Below are 25,817 nucleotides of genomic sequence, written 5' to 3'. Positions count from 1 at the left end.
CCCGTACATAACCAGAGTGGATATTCCTTATCTGGAACCTCTGCTGCTTCCTCAAATGGCCGAAATAGGATGGCTGGTTTATGATCCGCCGATTTATAGAAATCGAGGTCATTGTATTTTCCTTTATGACCAAATTCCTCTACACCATATTGGTCGAAGCCATCCTCCTGCTTACCATAAGAATCGCGCCAATTCGTTTCGAGCCATTTTCCATTAACATTTCTGACTGGCCAGCAAATTCCATGCTGTTTCAAATATTCATCATATGGAGCCAATTGTTTTGCTTTCATTTTTAACTTGGCACCTAACTCCTGGGCCTCTTTGTTTGGATGCTCATGAGGATTCGTAAATAACCGGTATTCCTCCCAAAGAAGACTATTTACTTTATGTTCGTCCTCAAGCAAATCATTTTTTTTACTATCCCAAACCATTCCAAAAAGAACATCAAATGCAGGTTTATCGCCAATCATTTTACCTTGAAGAACACGCTTGGCCACTTGCACAATTGCCCACAAATCCCATTTCGCTTCACCAGGGGGCTCGACGCATTTTTCAAATATCGATGTCCGGCGCTCGGCATTACCAAATTGTCCTTCACGCTCAACCCACATCGCCGCTGGGAAGACCACATCCGCCATTTCTGTTGAGCGGTTTGGGTAAACATCAGAAACAACAATAAAGCCATCAATGACACCTTTACCGTTGGCATCAATTCCTCTAGATCGATTTAATTTAGGGTTAGACTGGCCCCAGTTATTGGACATACTCCATAAAAACTTAATCTTGCCATTACCTAACTCACGGAACATTTTAACCGTATGCATCCCAGGATTTTCGATTGGATTAAGGTAGCCTTGCGGTAGGTTCCAAATCAACTCAGAATAGCGGCGATGCTCCGGATTTTTAACGACTAGATCTGCTGGCAGCCGGTGAGAAAAGACGCCAACTTCCCGAGCCGTTCCGCACGCACTTGGCTGCCCGGTTAATGAAAAAGGACCACTTCCAGGCTTTGCAATTTTTCCAGAAAGTAGATGGACATTATAAATGAGATTGTTCATCCATGTGCCGCGTGTATGCTGATTGACTCCCATTGTCCAAAGGGACATTATTTTTTTGTCTGGGTCAGCAAATTCTTTCGCTAATGCTTCAATATCCTTTGCAGGCACACCAGACATTTGCGCCGCTTTGTCAAGCGTATATTCTGAAACCCTTGTTTTAAATTCTTCAAATGTGATTACCCAGTCTTTATCAGCTACTTTTCCAACCTCTGTTGCTTCATAATTATCTTCAAAGGTGTGACCGAGGTTTTCCGTTCCCGCTTTAAACTGGGTATGTTCATTAACAAACTTCTGATCATATAAATTATTCTGGATTAAATAATTGCATATCGCGTTCGCAATCGCTAAATCCGTCTGCGGCCGGAATACCATCACGACATCAGCAAGTTCGGAAGTCCGAGAATATCTCGTTGTTAAATCATAATGCTTAACACCGCTATCCTTCAGCTTATGGGCCGTGAGGCGGGAGTAAAGCACCGGATGCATTTCAGCCATATTTGCGCCCCAGGTGACATAAACTTCTGTTTCATCAAGGTCCCGATAGGAACCCATCGGTTCATCTGATTGGAAGGTGGTCATAAAACCAGCTACAGCACTGGCCATACAATGGCGGGCATTTGGGTCAATATTATTACTCAATAGACCTGCTTTCCAGAGCTTAACGGACGCATATCCTTCCATAATGGATTGCTGCCCTGAACCATAGAAGGCAACAGATTTTGGATCAGCATCATAGGCTTCCTTCAATTTTTTGGCCACCAGATCTAAGGCTTCTTCCCACGTAGCTTCTCTAAATCCTTCTCTGGTACCTTTTTTAGATTTGTCTTCACGGATAAGTGGTTTCGTTAACCGGTCTTTCCCAAAGAGGATTTTTCCAATATAATAGCCTTTTATGCAGTTTAGACCTTTGTTTGAACGATTCTCTGGATCACCCTTGGTTGCAATAACCTTGCCATCCTTCACGCCAACTAAAATACCGCACCCTGTTCCGCAGAAACGACACACGGTGGTTTTCCACTCATCTGGTTCAATATTAGCTGCTTGTGCACTGTTTAGTTCTGCGTTTTTGTCTTTCTTACTGCATCCCGCGGCTGCTAGCGTCATCGATACAGCTGTAGCCTTCAATAGTGATCTCCTTGTTAGTTCCAAAGCCCATCTTCCTCCCTTATGAATCAGGTTTAAGGTGAAATTCTACAACTCTATACTAAGCGAAAATGGAAATTTATAGTTTGATTTTCAAGGATATTTTGTAAAATATTCACATTTCAATAGACCTATATGACACAATTTTGACAATCCTATGTTGGCAGTATTAAAACCGTTTATATATATGAATTAAATACCAGCCAAATCTTATGGAATATCCCATTTAAACAAAAAAAACGTTCATGCTTATTGGGCGCATGAACGTTTTTTTGTTTACTATTCACCTTTATTAAAAATATCCGTTAACACAGGAACAATTTGCTTCTTACGAGAAACAACGCCTTTTAATGTTGCTGTATTATTAACAAGTTTCACGTTATAGGCTTTCTCTACAGTAGAAGTCTTGCTTCCTAAGGCTAAACCAACTGAATCATTTGTTAAGATGTCCGTTACCACAAATAGGAATAAATCTAGGTTCTTTTCATCAACAATGGCAGTAATGGCTGTTTCTAATTCCTCTTGACGAGAAAGAACATCTGCTGTATCAACTACATTCACTTGTGCAATTTCTACTTTACTAGAGCCCATTTCAAATCCTTTTGCATCAAGGCTTAGAAGTTCAGTAACTGATTTATCGCGAACGTCTGCACCGGCTTTTAGCATTTCCAAGCCGTAGCTTGCCGCATCAACTCCGGCAATTGCAGCTAATTCCTGCGCAGCTGCCACGTCCTCTGGTGTACACGTTGGTGATTTAAATAATAATGAGTCAGAAATAATCGCCGATAACATCAGTCCGGCAATTTCTAGTTTAATCTCTTTGCCGTTTTCTTTATACATTTTATTTAATATTGTCGCCGTACAGCCAACAGGCTCGCAACGATAGTATAATGGATCGCTTGTTTCAAAATTGGCGATTCGATGATGGTCAATGACTTCTAGGACACGAACATCCGTAATATCGTTGGCACTTTGCTGGCGTTCATTATGGTCAACTAATATGACAGAATTAACCTCTGCTGAGACCTGCTCCACCAAGCGCGGAACATCGGCATTAAATTGGTTTAGGGCATACTCAGTTTCACCATTAATTTGCCCGAGACGGATTGGTTCGACATCCATACCTAGCTGTCTTTTTAAATCTGCATAAGCAATCGCAGAACAAATCGTATCAGTGTCAGGGTTTTTATGACCGAATATAAGTACTTTTTCCATATTACTACTCCCAATCGTTTGAAATTATGTAGGACAAGCCATCCGGAATATGAATGACCCCACTCGAAAATTATATATGATTTCTCTAACAGTTTCAAAATTAAGTTTCTTTTGCATCCAAACCAAAAATCTAGACAAATGATTAAGTTCTGTTCCACTTAAATCTTTTCATTATTAAAAAAATTAAATTTCATGGAATACTCATAAAAATCACGATTCAGTATTTTTTTTCTTATTATTTTCCCATACATAACTAAGTCTTTATTATTTAAAGTTAGATTTAGCTTGTATAATTCAATAAAATTTACCATAAATTCATATTTACTAACAAATTTTAGACCGCCAGCGCTCATATCTAGAATCAATATGGGGCAATTCAATTGTTCAGGGTAGTTTGCAACGGATTCAATGCTAGCCTGAATAGGATTATTAAATACGATTCTATTAAATTCTCGCCGATTAGTGAAAAATTCCAAATCTAGACCCCCCATACATCAAAAAAATACAACCGTCAACTGACGGTTATTTAGAAAAAGTTTATTTCAAAATTAATAAAAAGTATCAAAATATCAGTCTCTTTAACATCACATAAATGAATCTAATGAAAAACCCTGTGCTTCGAAGCTTCGACGCAAGCGAAGAATAGCTTGAGAATGAATTTGGGAAATTCTCCCCTTGGTTAGATTTAACACTTCAGCAATTTCTACTTGTGTCAATCCTTCATAATATAACAAGGAAATGACTAGCCTTTCTTTCTCAGGCATTTTATCAATACCGTTGGATATTAGTTTACGAAATTCCTCCATTTGCAGCTGCTGTACCTGTGATATGGAATTATTATCAGTAATTTGATCCAATCTACTCTGCTGTTTCCCTTCTTCTTCATTGGCATTTATTGGTTCATTCAGAGACAGCAGGGTGGAAAATGATAATGTAGAAAGTGCCTGATCAACTTCTTCTATAGACATATCTAAATACTGACTTAGTTCTTCTTCGGAAGGTGATCTCATTAATGTTTGTTCTAGTTGGCGAAAGGCGGTATTTAATTTTTTTGCTTTCTCTCTTAATCCTCGCGGAACCCAGTCCATCTTACGGATCCCATCCAGCATGGCCCCTTTTATGCGCCATAATCCAAATGTTTCGAATTGATATCCTTTTTTATAATCAAATTTTTGGATTGCTTCAATTAATCCGATATAACCTAACCCGATTAAATCCTCCTTCGGAATAATATTCTTGGGGATCGTCAGGCTCAAACGGCTGGCCATTTGCTCTACCAAATGCCCATATTGTTTTATTAGATTTTCCTGTGTTATTGAATCGTGATTTTCCCGGTACTTCCTCCATAAAGGAAAATGAGGTATGGTTTCTTTAACAGCCGGTCTCAAGCGTTATCCCTCCTGGTTTTGCTAATTCCAAGTACGAATGGTTTGTACGGTTTTTTCAAGATCCTTTTCATCCCCACCACTATGCAATGATTCAAGTGGAAAGGCTTGGAATGATGGTTCTTCCAGCGGTATATCTCCGCCTTGGATATTTGCTTCCGATTTCGCTGGGGTATCCTTTGAGCGATTTTGTTTCTCATCCTTATTGGTGCTATTTATTAAGTTAACCTGATGAATGACAAATTGTAACATGATGCCTAAAACATAGAATAGTAGAAAACCCAAGCCTGCTCGAAATAAGGACGTTTGCCATGTATTATTCGGATAGGAAAAAAAATAAGTAAACAGCGATACGATTAAACCCATAAATCCATTTACTTTCCAACTTACTGACATTTGGCATTCACCCCTTACAACGATTTACTTACTGATAAAATTTTCTCAAAAAACCCTCGAATTCCCTTAGTCGAAACAGAAGAGGGTTCATCCAAATCAGGTAAAAAGGAATATACTATTTGTTTGATGTTTTTTGATGCTTCACAATTTGGATATGAAATGAAGAATGGCGTTTGCGATCTAACCGACTTCCAAACATGGGCATCCTCCATCAGAAAGCCCAGTGTTTTTAAATTCATCTTAAGAAAATTACTGCAGGCATTTTTCATAACTCTTGATGTTTCAACCGCTTCACGATAAGATTGAGCACGATTAACGACCAATTGAAATCTTGGAGATTGCTTTGTGTATTGATGAACAGTTTTGATAACAGCATAGGAATCAGCAATGGATGTAGGCTCAGGTGTGGTGACCATTATGGTTTCATCAGAAGCTACGATAAAGTCCACGAGTTCCTTTGATATTCCAGCACCTGTGTCCAGTAAAATAAAATCTGCATAGGTTTGAAGCTCTTGAATTTGACTCCAAAAAAACGAGAGCGTGTTTTGATCCAATTTTAAAAGATCCTGGATCTCGAATCCACCTGAAATATACTCAATTCCTTCCATGCCTTTTTCTAACACATCCCATATTTGTTTCTCCTGATTCAAGACATCTACAAGACTATACCGCGGCGTTATCCCCATCAGAATATTAATATTCGCTGTTGATAAATCTAAATCCAAGACCACAACCTTTTTACCGACTGATTGTAAGCCTAAGGCAAAGTTAAGCGTAAAATTAGATTTACCGACCCCACCCTTTCCACTCGTAATCGTAATCATACGAGCGGAATGGTTTTTTTGTTGTTGAACATTAAATCGCTGCATATATTCTCTAAGACTTTGCGCTTGATCCATTTTATTTTTCCTTCCCTAATAAATATCTCACAAGCAGTGTCGCATCGATTGACGTTATATCTTCTGGGACACTTTGGCCGTTGGTGATATAGGCTAATTGAAATGGATATTTATAAGCTATATTAAGAATCGAACCATAGCTTGTTGTTTCGTCAAATTTCGTCAAAATCAGTTTCTGAACGGGACTTTTCAAAAATTCATTTAACAAGATTTGCATATCTTCAAACTTTGTGGTCAAGCTTAAAACCAAGTAATTATCACTCTCAAGCGGATGATTTAAAAATTCGGAAATGGATTCACGGTATTTGACTTCTTTGTAATTGCGTCCAGTGGTATCCATATAGATTAGATCGTAATGCGCAAGTTTGGTAAGAGCCTTCTCTAATTCATCTTTCGTACGAACCACTTCAAGTGGCACATTCAAGATTCCGGCATACGTTTTTAGTTGCTCTACGGCGGCAATTCGATAGACGTCGGTAGTGATCATGGCTACTCTGCGCTTTTGTTTTAACACTTGTTCGGTCGCTAGTTTGGCGATGGTCGTTGTTTTTCCAACGCCAGTAGGGCCAATGACATTGATCATGCGCGTACTCTCGTTAACCATGTTTGACTTAGGGACTCGCTTTTCAATGATTTCTTTGACAATGGAGATGATTTCTTCTTCAATGACATGATCAGCTAGATCGTTCATTGACTCATACTTCTTTAGCATATTGCTCACAATATGCTCAACAATCTCCTCATCTACACCTTGTTTTTTCAAACGGTTAACGTAGGTGACTAATCCAGATGGCATCGTATTTCCTTGGTTGTCATTCATCATGAAGGTCATCATCATTTTTCGCATGTGTTGCAGTTCATCAAGCAATGGATTTTCCTTTTCCAAAGGTTGCGTCGGTGGTGAAGCAGGTTTTTCCGTTACAGCAGTCGGTTGCGAATAATAATTATAGAGCTCTTGTGGTTTCTTGTGGAAAACAGAGTTATTGTTTTCTTCAATCTTGTGGTTGTTATTCTCCGTTTTCGCTTTGTGTTCTAATGAAAATTTTGGTGCTGAACTAACGCTTTCTTTTTCTATGGAATAAGCCGTCACTTCAAATTTTTGTTTCGCAAATAAACCAAACACTCCACCCGTTTTGATCGCTTTGGTATTCACGATAATGGCATTATCCCCTAACTGTTGTCGGACCATTTTTAAAGCAAGGGGCATTGAATCGGCTACGATTTTTTTGGTTTTCATATATTCACGACTCCTATACTTTGGATCTCAATATCGGGCTCCAGCTCCGTATAAGCAAGGACGGGTACGGTCGGCATAATTTTATCAACAAACTGTTTCAAATACATTCGGATGGAAGGAGAGGTTAGGAATATCGGTTGTCCACCAGCTTTGATGACCCGATCAATTTGTTGTTGTAATTCTTCTGTTATTTTTCGAGACATTTGTGGATCCATCGATAAATAATGCACTCCTGCTTCCGTTTGTTGAATATAATCGGAAATCCCTTTCTCGAGCGTCGCTCCAGCCGTTAACACATGAATGACGCCTTCTTCAGCATATTGATCTGTGATTTGCCGCGTCAAGGACTGGCGCACATATTCCGTTAACACCTTTGGTTCCTTTGTATAGACGGCGAAATCAGCCAAAGTTTCAAAGATTGTCGCTAAATCACGAATGGATATTTGTTCGCGCAGAAGATTCTGTAATACCTTCTGAATATCTCCGACTGACTGTAAGTTTGGAACAATCTCTTCGACCAGATTTGGATGGGTTTCTTTCAAGTTTTCGATTAATTCCTTTGTTTCCTCTCTGCGTAACAACTGGTAAGCATATCTTTTTAATACCTCGGTTAAATGTGTCGCAATCACGGAAGAAGGATCGATGATAATATAACCCATCAGTTCGGCTTTTTGTTTCGCATCAATGCTTACCCAAGTAGCAGGTAGACCAAAAGCGGGCTCAATCACATGAATGCCCTCAATTTCATCTATATCTCCGCCTTGATTCATGGCAAGAAAATGATCAAGGTATACTTCTCCTGACGCAATTTTATTGCCGCGGAATTTTAAAACATATTGATTGGGTGTTAATTGTAAATTATCTCGAATACGAATGGTTGGAATGATCAAGCCCAATTCTATGGCAAACTGTCTCCTGATCATCACAATTCGATCAAGAATGTCCCCACCTTGTTTTTGATCAGCCAAAGGAATCAAGCCATAACCTATCTCCAATTCCAGCGTATCGAGCTGGAGCAGGTTAATTACCTTTTCTGGACCGCTAATGTCTTCCTCTTGCCCTTCCATTTCAACCAGTTCATTTTGCTGTTGCTCTTTTTGTGCAGAACGTTGCATGGAATAAGCACCGAAGGCTAATAAAATCGCCACTGGAAGAGTTAAAAAAAGTCCAATCGGTGTAAAAATACCTAAAATAAGAATCGTTCCAGCCACGATATAAAGAAGCTTTGGATAATTAAACAGCTGTTTCATTATATCGGAGCCTAAAGAACCATCCGATGCTGCTCGAGTAACAGTTATCCCTGTGGCAGTGGAAATGAGTAAGGCAGGCACTTGGCTAACCAATCCATCCCCTACAGATAACAAGGTGAAGGTACTGGCAGATTCAGCAAATCCCATGCCATGTATGGCCATCCCAATGATAAATCCACCAACGACATTGATGATCAAGATAATGATCCCTGCAATCGCATCGCCTTTGACAAATTTACTGGCTCCATCCATGGACCCGTAAAAATCCGACTCCTGTTCGACTTTCTTACGGCGCATACGAGCTTCTTGGTCACTGATTAACCCAGCGTTCATATCGGCATCAATACTCATTTGCTTTCCAGGCATTGCATCCAAGGTAAAACGAGCGGCTACTTCCGCTACCCGTTCCGAACCTTTCGTGATGACAATGAATTGGATTACAACAAGTATTAAGAATACGACAAAACCGACAACAGGACTTCCTCCAACGACGAACGATCCAAACGTCTCAATCACTTTTCCTCCATCGGCATTTGAAAGTATCGAACGAGTGGTCGACACATTAAGTGCTAAACGAAAAAGTGTAGCTATTAATAATGCGGTTGGAAAAATAGAAAAATCTAATGGTTCTTTTGTATTCATAGCCACCATCAAGATCAACAATGACACACTAATATTAATAATTAATAGAAAATCCAATAATATTGTTGGCAGTGGAATAATCATCATTGCGACAATCATTATGACAACAATCAAAACGGATAAATCTTTTGTTTTCAAGTCATCATCCCCTTATAGCGACCTTCCTGAAAGTAAACATAAGCCAAAATCTCTCCCACTGCATTAAACATCTCTTCTGGGATGGGCTCGCCGACTTCCACTGAAGCAAATAAGGCACGAGCGAGCGGCCTATTTTCTACCGTCATAATTTTATTTTGTTTGGCAAGTTCTTTGATTTTTAAAGCGATATAATCTTTTCCTTTGGCAATCACAACGGGCGCATCCATCGTTTCAAGATCATAGCGGATGGCCACAGCAAAGTGCGTCGGATTGGTGATAACAACGTCGGCCTTTGGCACCTCTTGCATCATTCGATTCATAGATAACTCGCGTTGTTTGGCTCTCCGCTTTCCTTTAATGAACGGGTCGCCCTCCATTTTCTTATATTCATCTTTGATATCCTGCTTTGACATCCGGATTTTCTTTTCATATTCAAACTTTTGAAAAAAATAATCCGCTGCCGCAAGGATCACCAAAATGCTGGCTACTACGAGCCCGATTTGGATGGTTAGAGAACCTATGAATCTAGAAGAATCCCAAAGGCTTTTTTGACCGATTAAAAACAATTCGTCTTTCTGTTTCCAAATCATCGAACCTGCGATGCTGGAAGTAATCACAATTTTTAATATCGACTTAATTAATTCCACCAGCGACTTAAGGGAAAAGATCCGTTTCGCTCCTTCAAGTGGGTTAAGTTTTCCTAAATTCATTTTCAACGATTCGGGGTTGAACATAAATCCAACCTGTAAATAGTTGGCAACAACACCCGCCACTACAACAACGGCAAAGATGGGTGCTACCAATTTAACAACCTCCCACAACAACTGGTTGAATAAAAGTTGCGTGCTGGAGATCGAAATATCCCAAAGCAAATATTCTTGGAAGCTCCGACGATAAATAGTAAGACACCCGGCAATTAAGCTCTTTCCACCAACCATTAAAAAAGCGAAGCAGAGAAGCAAGGTGAGAGCTGATGCGACTTCCGGACTCTTCGCAACCTGCCCTTTTTTCCTTGTCTCTCGACGTTTATTCGGGGTTGCCTTTTCCGTTTTTTCACCAGAAAATAATTGTAGATCTAAACGAAGCAGCAAGATTTAAGCCCCCATTATTTTCAGTATAGAATTCATTGATCCAAACATGGTTTCAAATAGGACTTTTAGTAAATAAAAGAAACCAGGTAAAATAAAAATATACATCAAGAAATGGATCAAAATCTTGACTGGAGGGAAAATAGCAAACACATTCATCTGTGGTACGGTCCTTGCGATAATACCTAAGGCAACATCGACAATAAACAACGTACCAATCAGTGGCGCTGCCATCATAAAACCAATCATAAACATTTGCTGGACACATTCCAGTAGAAAGGTGGACATTCGGCCGTCCATCAACGCAGGAACATAGGCTGGCAACGAAATCCAATCAAAACTAGCTAATATCCCTTGAATAAGGAGATGATGACCATTTGTTGCAAGTAAAACCAGGATGGCTAAGATATTTTTGAACCGCCCCGTTAATTGTGAATTCGTCCCAAAGGTAGGATCAAACAGACTCGCCATCGAAAAGCCAATTTGCAGGTCCAATAAGGCCCCCGCCAGCTGGACAGCATAAAATAGGATATTCGCGACCATTCCTAACACGATTCCGACCATAAACTCTTTAAGAATCAATAGGACCATCGTCCCCAGTGAAAAGGTGTGGATCGGTTCATTAATTACCCCGACACAAAGGACACTAAGCACGATACTAAAACCAATTTTGAAGCGGGCTGGTATTTGACGCCCAGAAAATACTGGGACGGTTACCATAAATGAAGTGATTCTTACGAATACAAGTAAAAAATTCAACAAGGAAGAAGCATCAATATTCATCACTTACCCCACAAATTTGGAGAGATTCCCCAACAAATTTTGAGTGAAATCAAGCACGTGCCGCAACATCCATGACCCGAAGACAAGGATAGATAGGAATACTGCTATGATTTTTGGGACAAACGATAACGTTTGTTCCTGTATCTGTGTGGTGGCTTGAAAAATACTTACCAATAACCCGACCAATAAAGCCACACCGACAACCGGAGCGATGACAATAAGGATGGTATAGACAGTCTCTTGGGCAAGTCCGATGATCATTTCAGTAGTCATGGATTACACTTCCTTCTTAAAAACTCATCAGCAATGATTGGAAAATTAAATGCCAACCATCTACCAAAATGAATAACAGAATCTTAAATGGCAATGAAATCATCACCGGCGGCAGCATCATCATCCCCATCGACATCAAGATACTCGAAACAATCATATCAATCACTAGGAATGGGATAAAAATAATAAATCCCATCTGAAAGGCTGTTTTTAATTCACTAATCGCATAGGCAGGAACTAATGCAGTTAGTGGGATGTCCTTCACTTCTTTCGGTTTTTCCATCCCTGCATAATCCATAAACAGCGCTAAGTCTTTCTGACGTGTATGTTTGGCCATGAATTCCTTCATCGGCGTACTTCCCGCTTCATAGGCTTCTTGCTGCGTCATTTTCCCAGCCATAAACGGTTGCAATGCCTCTTTATTTATTTGTGAAAAAGTAGGACCCATGATAAAAAAAGTCATAAATAGCGAGAGCCCAATCAATACTTGATTGGGTGGCATTTGCTGGGTACCAAGGGCATTACGAACAAACCCTAGGACAACGATGATACGGGTAAAACTCGTCATTAAAATAAGAATGGCAGGTGCAATGGACAGCACCGTAATTAAAAGGATAATTCGTAACGTATTTGAGACTTTATCTGGGTCGCTTGTGCCCAAGTCTATTCCTGGAAGAATCGTTTGGCTAGCTTCAACGGAAAAGGCAGTAGAAAAGACACCTAATAAAAGAAGCGGAACAAGTATAGCTAATTTTCGTCTCATTAATCCTACTCCTCTCCGTTAATTTTCCTTATTTTCTGCATCTGCTTTCGAAAAACAGTGTTCCAGCCTTTTAACGAATCATTAGCTAACCAATTCGGTGTTTGTCCATCTCCTTGATTTTCATAGCTTTCAAGAAGATGTTGATATTCTTCCCCTTGGGAAATGGAGCGGATCATGGTTACGTTCTCTCCTACACCGATGATATAAATCGTCTGACCAATGAGGAGGACCTGTAACGATTTGTTATTACCAAGCGCATGACCGCCTAATGGGAGGACGAGGCCATTTGTTTGCGTCTGGCGGCTTCGTTTAGCTAGAAAACGCAATAACACAACCAATAAACCAATAACCAAGATAAACGAGAGAATAAATTTGATAAATAAGGGAAAGACGGAAGGTGACCCGCTATCCGCGACTTTTGTCGATGGAGGTGACGGTTTCCCCTTTTTTTGGATAGAGTCATAGGCGGAAATCTCGCCGTTAGAAGTTGAACCCGCGGCAAAAATAGTGGGTTGAAAAGAAAATAAATAAAAAAACAAAACAAATAAAAACATGGTGCGTTTCATGATTGTCTCCTTCCTTGGAGTTATTTCTAATTGTTTAAATTTGCCGCGATGGTAGCTGCTAATTTGGCATCAGATTTTGCTATTTCCGTTAATATTTGTGACCGACTCGTTGTGTTGATATTTTTCAAAAGATTCATTGTTACTTGTGAGTTCGTCCCCATCATCGATTGAATAAGGCGAGCAGATTGAACAGGCGGCATCCCTGCAACCGTTTCTGCTAAGGTTTCTGTTGGGCTTTCATGTTTAAGGGCAAGGTCATGTACCTGTTGTGCAAGCACGTTTTGATTGGTTTCATTTAGCCCTGCAATCTCTTTTAACAACATGGATATTTGAGCTGCTTTTTTGACATCCTTCATGCTCCCAAGAATACTCCCTTGTAGTTCTATATCTAGTTGGGAAAGAGTTAAAGAAGCTTCTTCAAGGGACATAGAAGCAATTATTGCAGCAGCTTTTGATGCAGGTATATTGGCATAAATTCCTGCTACTTTTTTTATTTGTTCCTGAACACCTTGTGCTTGCTTATTTTCTAGCTGTTTTTGTAATTCTTCGTTGTTTTTCTTTAAAACCTTTAAGTCATTTTGATCGGAGCTTAGTTGTTTATTCAACTCGGATATTTGTTGATCCATTTTTTTCAATACTGATTGGTTCTTTACATATTTGTCTTTCCAGTCATTAATATCAGCGGGCTTTTTGGCCTCTTTGGAATTAGAATCTGGAATGATATGGTTCACGACAGGAATCTTATTTCCCCAATCTTGAAATGTCTTCCACACAGGAAAGCCAACAAAATTTAACAGGAACAATATTAATAGAACGGTAATTAGTAACGAAATTCCCCAGAATAAAATACTACCTAGTTTTCCGCGTCGTTTCTCTTCCATTGGTTAATCTCCTCATATCCTTCGGGTATAGCGTAAGACGGCCATTTCATCCAACATGGCTTGTTCACTTCGGTCCAGTTGCTTTTGAAAAGCTTCCATTGATTTCGCCTTCCACTGGTTCCACATTTTTGTTTCCTGATTTTTTTCGATTAGTACTTGGTGTTTTTGCTCTACTTCCTGATGAATTTGCTGTGATTGATCCTCCAACCGTTTCATCCGAAGGCTTACATGGTCAATTTCTTGTTGAAACGCTAAAATTTCTTTGACCGTTTTTCGATCAACATCATTGTATTGGTTAAAAACATTCTCCTTGACCACTTCTAGCCCTTCTAACTCTTCCGCTAGTTCCAATTGACGAAGTTTAGTAGTACCATACTCTTGCTTGGCAATTTCCTGTTCTTTTTCTTTAACATCAAGCACTTTTTGAAAAGAAAACGTAAATTTCATCGCATCATCGCTCCAAATTGTGAAAGTAAGAAGGACTCTGCCTCCTCTAGCTGAGAAGCTTCATAAATTCCTTGTCGTAAAAATTTATCCATTGTTGGCTTTAGTCGCATCGCCAAATCGATGTCCCGATTCGAGCCTTTCTTATACGCACCAATATTGATTAAGTCTTCTGCTTCATTATAGGAAGCAAGTAATTTCTTAAAGTTTTGTGCTGCAATTAAATGCTCGTCCGAGGTAATTTCGGTCATGACCCGACTTGCACTGTTTAATACATCAATTGAAGGAAAAATTCCTTTCCCAGCAATTGCCCGGTTTAGGACAATATGTCCATCGAGAATTCCTCTTACGGCATCTGCAATCGGTTCGTTCATGTCGTCCCCATCCACCAGAACCGTATAAATGGCTGAAATCGATCCTTTTGGTCCCGTTCCAGCCCGTTCCAATAGTTGTGGCAGCATCGCAAACACAGATGGAGTATACCCCTTGGTCGTAGGAGGTTCGCCAATCGCTAAACCAACTTCTCTTTGTGCCATAGCAAAGCGAGTGACAGAATCCATCACAAGTAATACGTCCTTTCCTTGGTCTCGGAAATACTCTGCAATGGAAGTCGCTGTCAAAGCACCTTTTATTCGAATAAGAGCTGGTTGATCAGATGTCGCTACGATGACGACAGACTTTTTCAACCCTTCTTCCCCTAAGTTTTGTTCAATAAAATCAAGAACTTCACGTCCTCGCTCTCCAATTAAGGCGATGACGTTCACTTCAGCTGTGGTATTTCGAGAAATCATTCCTAGGAGTGTACTTTTACCGACCCCACTCCCAGCAAAAATTCCCATTCTTTGCCCCTTCCCCATGGTGAGTAACCCATCAATCGTTCGGACACCAACACCTAAGGGTGAATGAATCCGCGGACGACTAAGTGGGTTAGGGGGTATTGCGTGGGTAGGCACTTCTTCTAAACCTAGTGGTAGGGGCTTGCCATCGATGGGTTGACCCAAACCATCCAGAATCCGTCCCAGTAATTGGTTGCCGGCCTTTACCCTCATTGGTTTGCCACTTGCGACCACATCACAGCCTGGACCGATGGAGCGGACCTCGCCAAGCGGCATAAGCAGCACCTTGTTCTCCTTAATACCGACAACCTCCGCTTGAATGGGAGTCTGTGACTGAGAAGGGTAAATCGAACACAGTTCACCAATCCTTACGTCAGGTCCTTGAGATTCAATCGTAAGTCCGATGATTTGTGTTATTTTTCCGTTGACTCTTACCGGGTCTATATTTCTAATGAGCTTAATATATCTCTTAGTTGATAATCCCACTTTCCGGCTCCCTTCTCGCCTCTAGAATGACCCTTTTAATTTCCTCAATTTGGGTATCAATACGAGCATCGACGCTGCCGTAAGCAGTTCGGATAATACATCCTTTTGGTGAAACGGAATGGTCCGGGATGACCTTGATTTCTGTTTCCCCGTTAACAACAGCAATAAGGTGGATCCGCTGTGATTGGATAAAATCAAAATCATCAGGATGAACACAGACCGTAATCGACTCTTTTTCTTTAAAGCGAAGAATATGTAGTTTAATTAACTCCACAAATTGATCAGGACGACTTTCTAATTCCTGTTTAACAATTTGGGAAGCAATTACCGTACTCAACTCAAGTAAAAACGGTTCTGCTTCTGAGATAATCGCATCCTTTTGTTCATAGGCTGCTTGTAACAAATATTGAACTTGCTCTAATTTTTCTTGATATTCTTGCTGAATTTGAGTCCTAGCTTCCAGTTTTCCCGTCGCTAGTCCTTCTTCATAGCCCTGCTGTTTTGCTTCAAGTGATAAGGACTCTAGCTTCTGCTGGTTTTCTTCCCACCATTGATTGATTTTAGCTGTAGTGGAGGCTTCTAATAATCGGGCCGTTTGCTCCGCCATTTCTATAATCGCTTGCGCTTCTGCTTTAGCCGCTTGAATCAATTGGTTTGCTTGTTGCGCCCCAATCCCCTCATCGCCCTCCTGCGGTACCTCTTCAGCTATAGGTTCTCCATGGAGGTTTAATGGAATAAGGGGCTGGCTAATGACCTTCACTTCTTCTATCAAAGAGAGATTAGTAGACTTAAAAACTTTAGAATAGGATGCCATCAGTTCCACCTCGAGCAATGACGATCTCACCAGCGTCCTCTAAGCGGCGAATGACAAATACGATTCTTCCTTGCGCTTCCTCAACATCTTTAACTCTGACTGGACCGAGGAATTGCATATCTTCTTCGAATGTTTCGACCATCCTTTGCGACATGTTCTCAAAAATAACTTTTTTGACTTCTGGACTGGAGGCTTTTAATGCAAGGAGTAGGTCCTGATTCTCCACTTCCTGAATAACTCGCTGAATCGCACGCCGATCAAGATTAATGATATCTTCAAATAGAAACATCCGTTTTTTGATTTCTTCTACCAATTCCTCATCTTTCATACCCAGGTGCTCTAAGATACCTTTTTCTGTACCACGGTCCACACCGTTTAGGATATTGACGATAGATTCTATTCCACCTACCACCGTAAAGTCCTCACGGATCGTAGAGGCTAACTTTTGTTCCAAAATACCTTCTACTTCTTTAATTACTTCTGGTGAAGTTTGCTCTAACAACGCGATTCGTCTAGCGACATCGAATTGAAGTTCACTAGGAAGTGATGATAGAATCATGGATGCTTGTTGAGTCTCCAAATGGGCTAATACAAGCGCAATCGTTTGCGGGTGCTCATTTTGCAAGAATTGATAGATTTGCATAGCATCAATACGTCGGGCAAACTCGAAGGGTTTAACCTGAAGTTGTGATGTTAATCGGTAAATAATCTGTTTCGCCCGGTCCTTGCCTAGCGCAGATTCCAATACATCCTGAGCAAAGTTAATCCCGCCGGTTGCCAAATAATCCGAAGCAATGCACATTTCATGAAATTCCTTCAACACTTCTTCTTTTTCTTTACCATCCACTTTATGAATATTGGCGATCGAAAGAGTAAGCTCATCAATCTCCTCTTCAGACAAATGTTTGAACACTTTTGAGGAAGCATCCTTTCCCATCGAAATGAGCAAAATTGCTGCTTTTTGTTTTCCAGTCAACCTTAATGCTGTCGCCATTGAAATTATGCCTCCTCTTCATGTAGCAATGTTCTGATCACTTTGGAAAAATCTTCAGGTCTTTGTTCAAGCAATTTCTTTAATTGACTTTCCACGCCCATATCTTGTTCAGCAAAATAATCCGGTTCTTCGACTGGAGCTGAATACGCCATCTCCTCTTCAAAATCAAGTTGATTTTGTCGTCTTCGACTCATTAACCACCAAATTAGACCGCCAAGTAAAATCATACCTAATGCTATTCCACCAGCGATATAAAGCCAATTCATGGTAGAGCCCTTTTGTGTAGTGGAGTTCGTCGCAAATGTATGCGGGAAAATCGTAATTCGTTGGTCAATCTCTTGTTGAGTTAAATCGGGATGTCCAAGTGCCGTACGTACTGTATTGGCAACGATATTTTGAATGTTATCTTGTGTCGCCTTCGGTAACTTATTGGGTGAGCCTGGATCGGATTCAACCCCAACATTTATCGTGATATCTTCGATTTGATACGGACTTTTTATTATTTCATTATTAATTCGATTGACCTCATAGTTCACCTTGTTATTCGATTCTTCGTAACTACTATCCCCACCAGAACTAGCACCAGTATATCCAGGAACATCGGTTTCACCTGATCCCACCACTCCGCCTGAATTTGATCCTGTCCCAGTGGCAGTTTTGGAACTTTTATCCGAGCTTATCACAATACCGTTATTATTTTGATCTACCGGTTTAACCAATTTTTCTTCTGTTTTCACTTTATCAAAATTCATTTTAATAAAGGTATGTACATAGACTTGTTTGTTCCCAAGGACTGTTCCTAGCAATCCTTGAAGATTCTGTTGAATATCTCGTTGTAAATCTTGTTGAATTTTCCGCTGTTCATCATACTTATCAACTGACTGATCGCCATTGGTAGTATCCTGTAGAGCTAATGTCTCACTGTACTGATTCATGATGGTAATGTTATCTACCGGGAGTTTCGGTACACTGCGTGAAACTAAAGTGTAAAGCGCCTTAATTTGCTGTGAGTTAAGTTGTACCCCTGGCTCTACTTCAACCATTACTGAAGCGCTAGCAGTTTGTTCTTGGCCTTGTCTGATAAACACGGAATCTTCAGGTAAAGTCAAAATGACTTCAGCGTTTTTGATTCCCGCTACATGTGTAAGGACTTCAGCGACTTGATTTTGCATCGCTTCACGTTCAAGAATATTGTATTGTCGATCTGTTGCTCCGAATGAGAGATTTTGTCCAAAAATATCGTAATTAATTTTGTTATCTTTTGGATATCCCTTCGAAGCAAGACTCACGACTAAATCGGATGCATCTTTTTTCGGAACAAGCAACATCGTTCCATTATCAGATATCTTATAGTTGGTTTTCCCTTGTTTATCCAATTCAGCTTTTATATCCCCTACTTCTCGCTGCGTCAATTGACCTGTATAAAGAGGTACATATTGCGGACGAGATGCTAAAAAGATAAAAGTAGATAAGGCCACTATAAGAAATAAGAATGTCCCTATGAGGAGCCCTTTTTGTTTCAAGCTTCTCTCTTTCCAATAATTATTAAAATGCTCTCCGGTATGTTTGATTTGATCTATCCATGATCGATTCATTTCTCACCCTGCCCAGCTTTCCATCATTCTTTAAATTTGCATACGCATCATTTCTTGATATGCTTCCACTGCCTTATCTCTGACGGTTACCGTCATTTCCAATGCTAACTGCGCTTTCTGTGAAGCGATCATGACATCATGTATATTATCAATCTCACCTGTAGCCACTTTTGTACTTAAATCTGCGGCCTGCTTAACTGTGTTATCAACATTCTCCAAATATCCTTGGAGCACGCCTGCAAACGAGGATTTGGATTTATCAACTTCAACATTATGAAATGGATTTTGATTAATTTTGATTAATCCACTACTTACATTTGAAACATTCATCTATATGCCTCCTAACGGCCCAATTCTAAAGCTTTTAACATCATTGATTTTCCTGTATTGAACGACGTTACATTCGCTTCATACGCTCTTGATGCAGCAAGCATATCAACCATTTCCTTTGACAGATCAACATTTGGCATCTTAACATAGCCATCCGCATTAGCATCAGGGTTCGTAGGATCATAGATTGTCTTAAATGGTGTTTGATCGTCTACAATTCCAGTCACTCGCACCCCTTGTAGGTTTGATTGTAAACCAGCTTGTTTTTGCATTTCCCCCTGTAAAACCTGATTAAAGGCATTCTCTCTTGGTTCCATCACGACCATCTTCCGGCGATAGGGTTCCCATACTCCATTCACTAATTTTCCACGGGTAGTTGAGGCGTTGGCAATATTAGATGAGGTTACATCCATCCTTAAGCGCCCAGCAGTTAAGGCTGATGCACTTATATTTAATGAATCAAACATCGCGGTTAACGCCTCCCTCTGATAGCAATCGATAATTGTTGGAATTCACTAGTTAATTGCTGCGTTAGCGTATAATACCACAATGAATTTTTCCCCATACTAGTCATTTCTTTGTCGATATCTACGTTATTGCCGTTGTTTTGCATGACTGTATCCGTATTCTCTACAGTTTTTGCTGTTGGAATGTCAGTAGATTTCCCAATCGTGAAATGACGGGAGTCGGTACGGTTTCCTACAAAATTTGTTTGATTGGATAATTGCTGCTTTAAAATATCCTCAAAAAAAACTTGTTTTGTTTTATATCCAGGAGTTTCCGCATTCGAGATATTATTAGAAATGACCTGTTGACGTAAACTGGAAGCACCTAGTGCTGATTGTAGGATGCCTATATTATTCATGAGGACGACTCTCCTTTCCATCTTAAGACAATTTTTGATTATTTTTGATAAATATCAAAAAAGACTAACATTCTACATCAATATACTAAAAAATAGGCTCCATAGCCACAATTTTTTTCATAGCCGAAGTCATCTTCACAATTTTGTTATACTCTAAGCCGTTCAAAAAACTTATTTACTCCAGATACCCATTGATTGTTTAGACCGGTAGGATCATTATCTGCTCCAATTGGTGCATACTTCGCACCAATCTTGGAAATACTGGATAAACCTATTCCTAAATAGTTCTTACTTAAATTGCGAGCCATATCCATTATGCTATCTTCAATGGATGAGTACGATTTCAAGCCATTTACGCCCATCATTCCTGCGACATTATTTTTTTCATTGGCTGCACGGGATTTCCCATTGCCTGTTTCATGTTGAGCGATAGCCGTAAGTAACGCTGGATTGATATTAAACCGCTTTCCAGCTCGTACAAAAACCTCCCCCATTCCTTTTAATTTCCCATCCAACATTTGATTTAATTTATCTGGGTTAAATGATTCGAAACGTAATGGTTCATTCGCGTTCAAAGACATAGTTTGATCACTTATATTCCTGTTCATTTCAGAAATAATATTAGGAACCACAGAATTGATTTGAGGTATTGTCGATTGAAATTCCTGTTGCATCAATAGTTGACTTAAGACTGCAGCAAAAAGATTCTTTCCATCAGAAGTGGTCCCTTCCATCTGGGATCGTAAATTTTCAGTCCTAGATAGTGTATTAACTAGCATTGTTTTAGTAAACCAATTATCACTGTTAATCAATGGATAGCATCCTTTCTTTCCACGTATTTTTTGTAACAAAAATCATCCAAAACAACTAAAAATAATCGCTTCTCATGTATTATTTAGGGGAATGAAGAAAAAACATGATCATGAAAATTTGATTAGGTGGTCAAACAATAAGGAGTGGGATTTTTCAGTCTTTTTATATTCCATCCCCACCCCATAAAACCTTATAAGTATTACATGGTTCTTTCTAACATCCCGCTAATGTCTCCTAAAAATTCTTCCGAAAGCTTGGAAATATGTATGAGTTGTCCATCTTCTATTTTCGCTTCTACTAAAATAATCGTGTTTGAATCCAGTATTTGCTTCATTGCAAGAATTTGCTTTCCCTTGTATACCACATTTTTCACAAGGTAATAGGTATCATTTGTTGGGTTTCCCATTGTAATTTTCATAGGTTTTTCGAAGCATGGTTTCATCTTTTTATATTCCATGAAATTATAAAGTTTACCATTCCTTCGATTGGCTGTTATTCCTTGCTGCCGGATCATGAATATCTTCCTCTCCACTAACTGGATATTAAAGAGTACTATGGTCTTCCTTTGCTGAAGCAAAAAAATAACCTCGCCTTTACCAAAAGGGGAGGTAATAGACAAAAATATCTTTGTAGACACAAATAATCTATCTAGCTAGATATTTAATACCTATGAAAAATACCTTGATCTTTAGGTAACTGGCTGACATAGTACAAAATGCACCTTAGTCCCTATAGCTTTGCGTCACTGATTTTCATCAGCTATGCCTTTAACAAAATACTGTATTTGTAATTTATACTAATCTCTTAATAAATAATAGAATGTTTTTCCAATATCGAATATACTACTATTTTATCATTTATTGTCGAAATTACTAGGTCAAATGGTTTATTTTAGTCATTATTTCTCATAAATAATACGTTTTTTACGTAAATAAGCATATTTTCCACCGAGCGATAAGGTCACGGAACTGTCACTTTTCATTTTTTATCTTTTTTTTTGCAAAAAAAAAATGCATGATTTATGCATTTCGTAATGTCATCAGTCACAATATTATTTTTTAGAATCTAAAAATACCCCATTTGTTTGTTTAAGATATGGTCGAAACTTTTTTGAAACCTGTTTATTTTGTTTAATTTGAATGAGTGAGTTTTGAGTTTCAGTAATGTTTTCTTTTAAAAGAAAAGTTAAACGTTGATCAAGACAACGAGCGTCTTCCAACAATTGTTTTGCTTTTGCTGGATACTGGTATTCCGGATGATCAGTCTTAAACGCCTCTACCTGGATCATCATGCTGTTTCGATTATTTAGCAGCTGTTCAAAATCCTCAAAATTTTCTTCTTTTAGTGCACGATCCATGTCTACAGTGATATCATAAATGGTTGCAATTAATTCGTCCATTGGTATACCAGCCCTTAATTCTTAGTATTCTTTTGCTTCATAGCTGTTGACCATGTTTCCGATAATTCTAAAGCGTGCCCTTCCACTTCTTCTAATAGATCCAAACTTTTATGAATATTGGCCTCAATTAAGCGAGATTTCATATAATCATATAGGGAAAGCAAGGAATCTGAGATGGTGTATCCTGGTTTCAAGGTCACTATTAATTCGCTCAGAATATCTTGGGCTCTTAGGTTGTAACTGTGGCTTTCCTCTAGATTATTTTGTTCGATGGCCATTTTGGACTTACGGATGAATTTAACCATGCCTTGAAATAACATGAGCGTTAATTCTTCTGGTTTAGAAGTAGTGACCGCTTGTTTTTGATAGGTTTGATAAGGATTACTAAATGCCATGTTTGATTACTCCTTTTAAAATCCATTTCCTACTTTCTATTTTTTATCGGTAAAAAAGAAAAATAGTTAAGGAGATCAAGGTTAATTTATTGGATGTCTTTTGCTAATCAAATTTAAAATCAATTTAGGATATAACTTAACTACTGACTCTAAGTACTAATCCAAAGCTGTCAATAATGTAGTTTAGTCTTTGATTGTAAGATTTCAGTTGTTGGATTTTTGCCGCATCACCTAAGAGGTTAAAGGCTGATATTTCCTTTGCCAATTTAGAAACCTCTAATTGCAATTCATCATTACGCTTTTTCTCCTGAATGAATTGTTGTTCCTTTTTCATTAACTGTTCTCGTATTGCTTCTTTTTCAAGATTGACTTCCGATTTCATACTCTCTATCTGTTGAACTGCATCCTGATTCTGCAGTGCTAGGTTGGTAAGTTGGAATAAACTTCTAAGCAGTTCGTTTAAATTAATCCCTGGAAGTTGTTGTACATTGGAGATTAATCCCGATAAAATGTCAAGCAAATCATCATTATCTTGTGTAGGTGCCACCTGGTTAACTTGAGTTGCTAGCAGCGTATCCCCTATTACTTCAGTGGATAACACTGGAACATCCTTCTCTGTAATCGTAATAAATTGATAACTATTTTGATTGGCTGCTTCCTTTTTATCTTTTGACTTAATAAGGGAATAATATTTATAGTTAACTGATTGATAGCCACGATTTAATAATTGGGCTACTTCCTCCAATATCTCTGTAATATTTAGCGCACCTTCTTCTTGCCGTTCCTTAATATAATGAAACATGAACTCAATTTCGATTTTAATCCATTTTCGGTTAACTTTTTTCGAATCCACAAGAGAATGGTTTGCATATTCAGAGCTATTCATAGTTAACATCAGTAAATTATTGTAATAAAAAACCAATGATCCATTTCGTAAACGGTTTTTAGTTTCTAAATTATGAATGTAATCTTGTTCTGATGGTCCTACTTCTTGATTCATTATTGCTTCTTTCATCTCAAATAATGCAGATTTTAAACTCATTTTAATACCTCCAAAATGATTACGAGATTTGAACGTACTTGGTTTTACAAACTTTTTTGCCCATCTACAAAAAGGTAAAACTAATTTTGACTTTTTCAAACTCTCTTCATATACGATGTTTTACTATATGATTCGCACTTATGAATTTTTTTTGGGTGTATATCAAAAACTTAACATTTATTAGGTATAATATAATCATACTAATTTTGTAAGGATTTGTAAATGATTGGTTTGAATTTTTAAAAAATAAGCTTTGAACCTGATAGACTTCGTTTTAATTACCTCATTATTAATGATAGCCCTCTTTTTCATAAAGCGGGCTTAGGATGTATTTTATTTTATCTTTGCAATGATTTTGACTATCGTGACATCAAGCGCATTTGCCTTTGTTTTTCAAAACAATGTTGAACGATTTTCATTTGATCCTGCTTATCCATCTCAATAAACTTCAAAGCAACATTTTTTCTATCTTGATTTTTGATCAAATGGATTCGTTTGATTTGTGCTTGAAAGGGAATAAGCGCTGAGTTCTTGTTCTGTATAGCAGGAACAACCAAAGTCCCCGAGACCACTTCTCCTTGCTGCAGTTCTAAATCCAACCCACAGCTAAATAAAATTCCACCTGCGCTTATATTGATGGTGTTTAGCTTGGTTTCATTAAACAACAGAATTAAATGGGAATTCACTCGAAAATTATCACGTCGTTGAATCCTAATGATCTCTTTTTCTTGTGGCTTCGATATTCGACATAAAGGGATCGTGTCGTTTTTTCTTCCGATGATTTCTGTTTGGAACTTATATTGATCATCATCCATCATAAAGATGACATCTACTTGCATTCCTTCCATTAACAACCCAATCATATTCCTATCCAAAGGGAAACTAATTAGAATCTCATTTTCCCCAATTTCTGCGATAATCGACCGACACGATTGATCATGGCTTTTTATATCAATCATAATGTTCTGATTTACTTTGGGATACATCGACTACACCTGCTATCGTCATTATTAACATAAAAATTGTCCATTCAAGTTTATCAGAAAAATAGGAAAAAGGATACTGTTTATTGGAAATACTAGCCAATAGATAGTTAATGATTTTTTCATCAGAAATCCAAGTTAAAAAAGGGCTAACACAAAAGCTGCTTGTGCTACCCCCCATAAAATTAACGTAAAAAATCAACTAAGGATGTTTGAATGATGCGTGCTCCGATCGATAAAGCAGCACGCTGGACGTTTTCCTGTGACTTTAGATCGATAATGGCGCGAGAAATATCCACATCCTCTTCATTTGATAATAAACCAGTCGTGGATACCTCCAGTCCATCGAGGCGTGATATACTTAGCTCCATACGGTTCACACGTGCACCTAATTCAGAGCGTTCCTTCAAGAGGTTATCAATCTGACTATCTAATTTATCTAAATGACCACTCGCGCCTGTATTCGGGGAATTAAAATCAGATACGATATCTGATAAAACTTTAAAAATCCCACCAAGACCGTCGTTATTAAACACATTGGTACCAGGGACATTGATTTGCACAATGTTGGTCTGTCCTACTTGTAATTCCAATGACTCATGGTTTGTGTTTCTAAACTCTTTCGGTAATCCGGGTGCTGTCGGGTCGACGTTATAGGGCGGGTTTTTCGTATCTGTTCCCGCAAAGATATATTTTCCAGCAATCTGAGAATTAGCAATTTCCCCTAAATGTTCTTTTAACTGATTGATTTCTTCAGCAATCGCATAACGGGCACTTGGATCATTCGTTTCATTTAGACCTTTGACCGTTAGCTCGCGGACTCGCTGCATGACAGAAGTTACCTCATTAAGGGCGTCATCAGTGGTGGTCATCCAGGCGAGCCCATCATCGGCATTCCTTTTGTATTGTTCAATATCATTGAGAGAAGATCGATAAGTCATGCCTCGTACCACAGTCACGGGATTGTCCGAAGGTTTCGTTACTTTTTTACCCGTGGTTATTTGATTTTGATATTTTTCCATGGCGCGATTATTTACCTGTAAATTATTCAACATATTTTGATTTAGTATACCTTGAGTCACACGGAAGCCCATATTATCCCTC

General features: G+C 38.9%; 29 protein-coding genes and 1 riboswitch. All 29 genes read right to left on the bottom strand.

Annotated features, from left to right (window positions below; translation table 11 throughout):
- On the bottom strand, positions 1 to 2,207 hold a 2,207-nt coding region (locus RTR43_RS07625), incomplete at its 3' end, for a molybdopterin-dependent oxidoreductase (RefSeq protein WP_312470822.1).
- A 273-nt stretch (positions 2,208 to 2,480) separates the two neighbouring features.
- Positions 2,481 to 3,416 carry a manganese-dependent inorganic pyrophosphatase gene (locus RTR43_RS07620; RefSeq protein ID WP_312470820.1) on the bottom strand — a complete coding sequence of 312 codons (936 nt, stop codon included), beginning with the start codon at positions 3,414 to 3,416 and terminating at the stop codon, positions 2,481 to 2,483.
- Positions 3,417 to 3,574: 158 nt separating this feature from the next.
- On the bottom strand, positions 3,575 to 3,892 hold the full coding sequence (locus tag RTR43_RS07615; protein WP_312470818.1) for a PilZ domain-containing protein: 318 nt from the start codon (positions 3,890 to 3,892) through the stop codon (positions 3,575 to 3,577).
- Between the two features lie 108 nt (positions 3,893 to 4,000).
- Positions 4,001 to 4,804: a sigma-70 family RNA polymerase sigma factor gene (locus RTR43_RS07610; protein WP_312470817.1), complete on the bottom strand. Its 804-nt coding sequence runs from the start codon at positions 4,802 to 4,804 to the stop codon at positions 4,001 to 4,003.
- 21 nt (positions 4,805 to 4,825) lie between these two features.
- Entirely contained in the window at positions 4,826 to 5,197 is a 372-nt protein-coding gene (locus RTR43_RS07605) for a hypothetical protein (protein ID WP_312470816.1), read from the bottom strand.
- A 14-nt stretch (positions 5,198 to 5,211) separates the two neighbouring features.
- On the bottom strand, positions 5,212 to 6,096 hold the full coding sequence (locus tag RTR43_RS07600; protein ID WP_312470815.1) for a MinD/ParA family protein: 885 nt from the start codon (positions 6,094 to 6,096) through the stop codon (positions 5,212 to 5,214).
- A 1-nt stretch (position 6,097) separates the two neighbouring features.
- On the bottom strand, positions 6,098 to 7,333 hold the full coding sequence (gene flhF / locus RTR43_RS07595) for a flagellar biosynthesis GTPase FlhF (protein ID WP_312470814.1): 1,236 nt from the start codon (positions 7,331 to 7,333) through the stop codon (positions 6,098 to 6,100).
- Positions 7,330 to 9,363: a flagellar biosynthesis protein FlhA gene (gene flhA / locus RTR43_RS07590; RefSeq protein ID WP_312470813.1), complete on the bottom strand. Its 2,034-nt coding sequence runs from the start codon at positions 9,361 to 9,363 to the stop codon at positions 7,330 to 7,332. The genes flhF and flhA overlap by 4 nt, the downstream gene beginning before the upstream one ends.
- Positions 9,360 to 10,454 (bottom strand): flagellar biosynthesis protein FlhB, encoded by a 1,095-nt coding sequence (flhB, locus tag RTR43_RS07585; protein ID WP_312470811.1) that lies wholly within the window; start codon positions 10,452 to 10,454, stop codon positions 9,360 to 9,362. Before flhB ends, flhA begins: the two co-directional genes overlap by 4 nt.
- Before the next feature lie 3 nt (positions 10,455 to 10,457).
- Positions 10,458 to 11,234, bottom strand: coding sequence for a flagellar biosynthetic protein FliR (fliR, locus tag RTR43_RS07580; RefSeq protein ID WP_312470809.1), 777 nt, complete (start codon positions 11,232 to 11,234; stop codon positions 10,458 to 10,460).
- 3 nt (positions 11,235 to 11,237) lie between these two features.
- The gene (gene fliQ, locus RTR43_RS07575) at positions 11,238 to 11,507 is read right to left on the bottom strand and encodes a flagellar biosynthesis protein FliQ (protein WP_248733252.1); all 270 of its coding nucleotides are present in this window, start codon (positions 11,505 to 11,507) and stop codon (positions 11,238 to 11,240) included.
- Positions 11,508 to 11,523: 16 nt separating this feature from the next.
- Positions 11,524 to 12,270 carry a flagellar type III secretion system pore protein FliP gene (fliP, locus tag RTR43_RS07570; protein WP_312470807.1) on the bottom strand — a complete coding sequence of 249 codons (747 nt, stop codon included), beginning with the start codon at positions 12,268 to 12,270 and terminating at the stop codon, positions 11,524 to 11,526.
- 5 nt (positions 12,271 to 12,275) lie between these two features.
- Positions 12,276 to 12,836: a flagellar biosynthetic protein FliO gene (locus tag RTR43_RS07565; RefSeq protein ID WP_312470806.1), complete on the bottom strand. Its 561-nt coding sequence runs from the start codon at positions 12,834 to 12,836 to the stop codon at positions 12,276 to 12,278.
- Positions 12,837 to 12,862: 26 nt separating this feature from the next.
- Positions 12,863 to 13,717 (bottom strand): MotE family protein, encoded by an 855-nt coding sequence (locus tag RTR43_RS07560; RefSeq protein ID WP_312470805.1) that lies wholly within the window; start codon positions 13,715 to 13,717, stop codon positions 12,863 to 12,865.
- Between the two features lie 12 nt (positions 13,718 to 13,729).
- The gene (gene fliJ / locus RTR43_RS07555) at positions 13,730 to 14,164 is read right to left on the bottom strand and encodes a flagellar export protein FliJ (protein ID WP_312470804.1); all 435 of its coding nucleotides are present in this window, start codon (positions 14,162 to 14,164) and stop codon (positions 13,730 to 13,732) included.
- Positions 14,161 to 15,483 (bottom strand): flagellar protein export ATPase FliI, encoded by a 1,323-nt coding sequence (gene fliI, locus RTR43_RS07550; protein WP_312470803.1) that lies wholly within the window; start codon positions 15,481 to 15,483, stop codon positions 14,161 to 14,163. The genes fliJ and fliI overlap by 4 nt, the downstream gene beginning before the upstream one ends.
- Positions 15,467 to 16,297: a FliH/SctL family protein gene (locus tag RTR43_RS07545; protein WP_312470801.1), complete on the bottom strand. Its 831-nt coding sequence runs from the start codon at positions 16,295 to 16,297 to the stop codon at positions 15,467 to 15,469. Before RTR43_RS07545 ends, fliI begins: the two co-directional genes overlap by 17 nt.
- A complete protein-coding gene (fliG, locus tag RTR43_RS07540) occupies positions 16,281 to 17,291 on the bottom strand; it encodes a flagellar motor switch protein FliG (RefSeq protein ID WP_312470800.1) in 1,011 nt (336 codons plus the stop codon). Before fliG ends, RTR43_RS07545 begins: the two co-directional genes overlap by 17 nt.
- Before the next feature lie 5 nt (positions 17,292 to 17,296).
- Positions 17,297 to 18,886, bottom strand: coding sequence for a flagellar basal-body MS-ring/collar protein FliF (gene fliF / locus RTR43_RS07535; protein ID WP_312470799.1), 1,590 nt, complete (start codon positions 18,884 to 18,886; stop codon positions 17,297 to 17,299).
- Positions 18,887 to 18,916: 30 nt separating this feature from the next.
- Entirely contained in the window at positions 18,917 to 19,216 is a 300-nt protein-coding gene (gene fliE / locus RTR43_RS07530; RefSeq protein WP_312470798.1) for a flagellar hook-basal body complex protein FliE, read from the bottom strand.
- A gap of 11 nt (positions 19,217 to 19,227) precedes the next feature.
- Positions 19,228 to 19,683 carry a flagellar basal body rod protein FlgC gene (gene flgC, locus RTR43_RS07525; RefSeq protein ID WP_312470797.1) on the bottom strand — a complete coding sequence of 152 codons (456 nt, stop codon included), beginning with the start codon at positions 19,681 to 19,683 and terminating at the stop codon, positions 19,228 to 19,230.
- Positions 19,684 to 19,688: 5 nt separating this feature from the next.
- The gene (flgB, locus tag RTR43_RS07520) at positions 19,689 to 20,081 is read right to left on the bottom strand and encodes a flagellar basal body rod protein FlgB (RefSeq protein ID WP_248733263.1); all 393 of its coding nucleotides are present in this window, start codon (positions 20,079 to 20,081) and stop codon (positions 19,689 to 19,691) included.
- A gap of 146 nt (positions 20,082 to 20,227) precedes the next feature.
- Positions 20,228 to 20,893 carry a glucosaminidase domain-containing protein gene (locus RTR43_RS07515; RefSeq protein ID WP_312470794.1) on the bottom strand — a complete coding sequence of 222 codons (666 nt, stop codon included), beginning with the start codon at positions 20,891 to 20,893 and terminating at the stop codon, positions 20,228 to 20,230.
- Between the two features lie 200 nt (positions 20,894 to 21,093).
- The gene (locus RTR43_RS07510; protein WP_312470793.1) at positions 21,094 to 21,408 is read right to left on the bottom strand and encodes a hypothetical protein; all 315 of its coding nucleotides are present in this window, start codon (positions 21,406 to 21,408) and stop codon (positions 21,094 to 21,096) included.
- A gap of 174 nt (positions 21,409 to 21,582) precedes the next feature.
- Positions 21,583 to 21,670: riboswitch (cyclic di-GMP riboswitch) on the bottom strand.
- 275 nt (positions 21,671 to 21,945) lie between these two features.
- Positions 21,946 to 22,293 (bottom strand): flagellar protein FliT, encoded by a 348-nt coding sequence (fliT, locus tag RTR43_RS07505; protein WP_312470791.1) that lies wholly within the window; start codon positions 22,291 to 22,293, stop codon positions 21,946 to 21,948.
- Positions 22,294 to 22,307: 14 nt separating this feature from the next.
- Positions 22,308 to 22,688, bottom strand: a complete 381-nt coding sequence (fliS, locus tag RTR43_RS07500; protein ID WP_312470790.1) for a flagellar export chaperone FliS — start codon at positions 22,686 to 22,688, stop codon at positions 22,308 to 22,310.
- Between the two features lie 136 nt (positions 22,689 to 22,824).
- Positions 22,825 to 23,730: a hypothetical protein gene (locus RTR43_RS07495; RefSeq protein WP_312470789.1), complete on the bottom strand. Its 906-nt coding sequence runs from the start codon at positions 23,728 to 23,730 to the stop codon at positions 22,825 to 22,827.
- Between the two features lie 359 nt (positions 23,731 to 24,089).
- Complete coding sequence (locus RTR43_RS07490) at positions 24,090 to 24,716, bottom strand: flagellar brake protein (RefSeq protein WP_312470788.1); 627 nt, start codon at positions 24,714 to 24,716, stop codon at positions 24,090 to 24,092.
- 182 nt (positions 24,717 to 24,898) lie between these two features.
- A complete protein-coding gene (gene flgL / locus RTR43_RS07485; protein ID WP_312470787.1) occupies positions 24,899 to 25,807 on the bottom strand; it encodes a flagellar hook-associated protein FlgL in 909 nt (302 codons plus the stop codon).
- Positions 25,808 to 25,817: the final 10 nt, after the last annotated feature.

The organism is Neobacillus sp., from assembly GCF_031988165.1.
In the GTDB taxonomy this organism is placed as follows: domain Bacteria; phylum Bacillota; class Bacilli; order Bacillales; family Cytobacillaceae; genus Neobacillus; species Neobacillus rhizosphaerae.
The sequence above is the reverse complement of the archived record's forward strand: the minus strand, read 5'-3'. Positions and strand labels throughout refer to the sequence as shown.

What these genes read in the sequence shown, in the direction of transcription:
- flgB (WP_248733263.1), bottom strand. Translation starts at nt 20,081, where the DNA reads ATGAATAATATAGGCATCCTACAATCAGCACTAGGTGCTTCCAGTTTA.
- fliR (WP_312470809.1), bottom strand. Translation starts at nt 11,234, where the DNA reads ATGAATATTGATGCTTCTTCCTTGTTGAATTTTTTACTTGTATTCGTA.
- RTR43_RS07600 (WP_312470815.1), bottom strand. Translation starts at nt 6,096, where the DNA reads ATGGATCAAGCGCAAAGTCTTAGAGAATATATGCAGCGATTTAATGTT.
- RTR43_RS07545 (WP_312470801.1), bottom strand. Translation starts at nt 16,297, where the DNA reads ATGGCATCCTATTCTAAAGTTTTTAAGTCTACTAATCTCTCTTTGATA.
- RTR43_RS07620 (WP_312470820.1), bottom strand. Translation starts at nt 3,416, where the DNA reads ATGGAAAAAGTACTTATATTCGGTCATAAAAACCCTGACACTGATACG.
- fliJ (WP_312470804.1), bottom strand. Translation starts at nt 14,164, where the DNA reads ATGAAATTTACGTTTTCTTTTCAAAAAGTGCTTGATGTTAAAGAAAAA.
- flhF (WP_312470814.1), bottom strand. Translation starts at nt 7,333, where the DNA reads ATGAAAACCAAAAAAATCGTAGCCGATTCAATGCCCCTTGCTTTAAAA.
- RTR43_RS07565 (WP_312470806.1), bottom strand. Translation starts at nt 12,836, where the DNA reads ATGAAACGCACCATGTTTTTATTTGTTTTGTTTTTTTATTTATTTTCT.
- RTR43_RS07560 (WP_312470805.1), bottom strand. Translation starts at nt 13,717, where the DNA reads ATGGAAGAGAAACGACGCGGAAAACTAGGTAGTATTTTATTCTGGGGA.
- fliS (WP_312470790.1), bottom strand. Translation starts at nt 22,688, where the DNA reads ATGGCATTTAGTAATCCTTATCAAACCTATCAAAAACAAGCGGTCACT.
- fliQ (WP_248733252.1), bottom strand. Translation starts at nt 11,507, where the DNA reads ATGACTACTGAAATGATCATCGGACTTGCCCAAGAGACTGTCTATACC.
- fliP (WP_312470807.1), bottom strand. Translation starts at nt 12,270, where the DNA reads ATGAGACGAAAATTAGCTATACTTGTTCCGCTTCTTTTATTAGGTGTC.
- RTR43_RS07605 (WP_312470816.1), bottom strand. Translation starts at nt 5,197, where the DNA reads ATGTCAGTAAGTTGGAAAGTAAATGGATTTATGGGTTTAATCGTATCG.
- fliT (WP_312470791.1), bottom strand. Translation starts at nt 22,293, where the DNA reads ATGGACGAATTAATTGCAACCATTTATGATATCACTGTAGACATGGAT.
- flgC (WP_312470797.1), bottom strand. Translation starts at nt 19,683, where the DNA reads ATGTTTGATTCATTAAATATAAGTGCATCAGCCTTAACTGCTGGGCGC.
- flgL (WP_312470787.1), bottom strand. Translation starts at nt 25,807, where the DNA reads ATGGGCTTCCGTGTGACTCAAGGTATACTAAATCAAAATATGTTGAAT.
- fliF (WP_312470799.1), bottom strand. Translation starts at nt 18,886, where the DNA reads ATGAATCGATCATGGATAGATCAAATCAAACATACCGGAGAGCATTTT.
- RTR43_RS07495 (WP_312470789.1), bottom strand. Translation starts at nt 23,730, where the DNA reads ATGAGTTTAAAATCTGCATTATTTGAGATGAAAGAAGCAATAATGAAT.
- fliG (WP_312470800.1), bottom strand. Translation starts at nt 17,291, where the DNA reads ATGGCGACAGCATTAAGGTTGACTGGAAAACAAAAAGCAGCAATTTTG.
- RTR43_RS07510 (WP_312470793.1), bottom strand. Translation starts at nt 21,408, where the DNA reads ATGATCCGGCAGCAAGGAATAACAGCCAATCGAAGGAATGGTAAACTT.
- fliE (WP_312470798.1), bottom strand. Translation starts at nt 19,216, where the DNA reads ATGAATGTTTCAAATGTAAGTAGTGGATTAATCAAAATTAATCAAAAT.
- RTR43_RS07490 (WP_312470788.1), bottom strand. Translation starts at nt 24,716, where the DNA reads ATGTATCCCAAAGTAAATCAGAACATTATGATTGATATAAAAAGCCAT.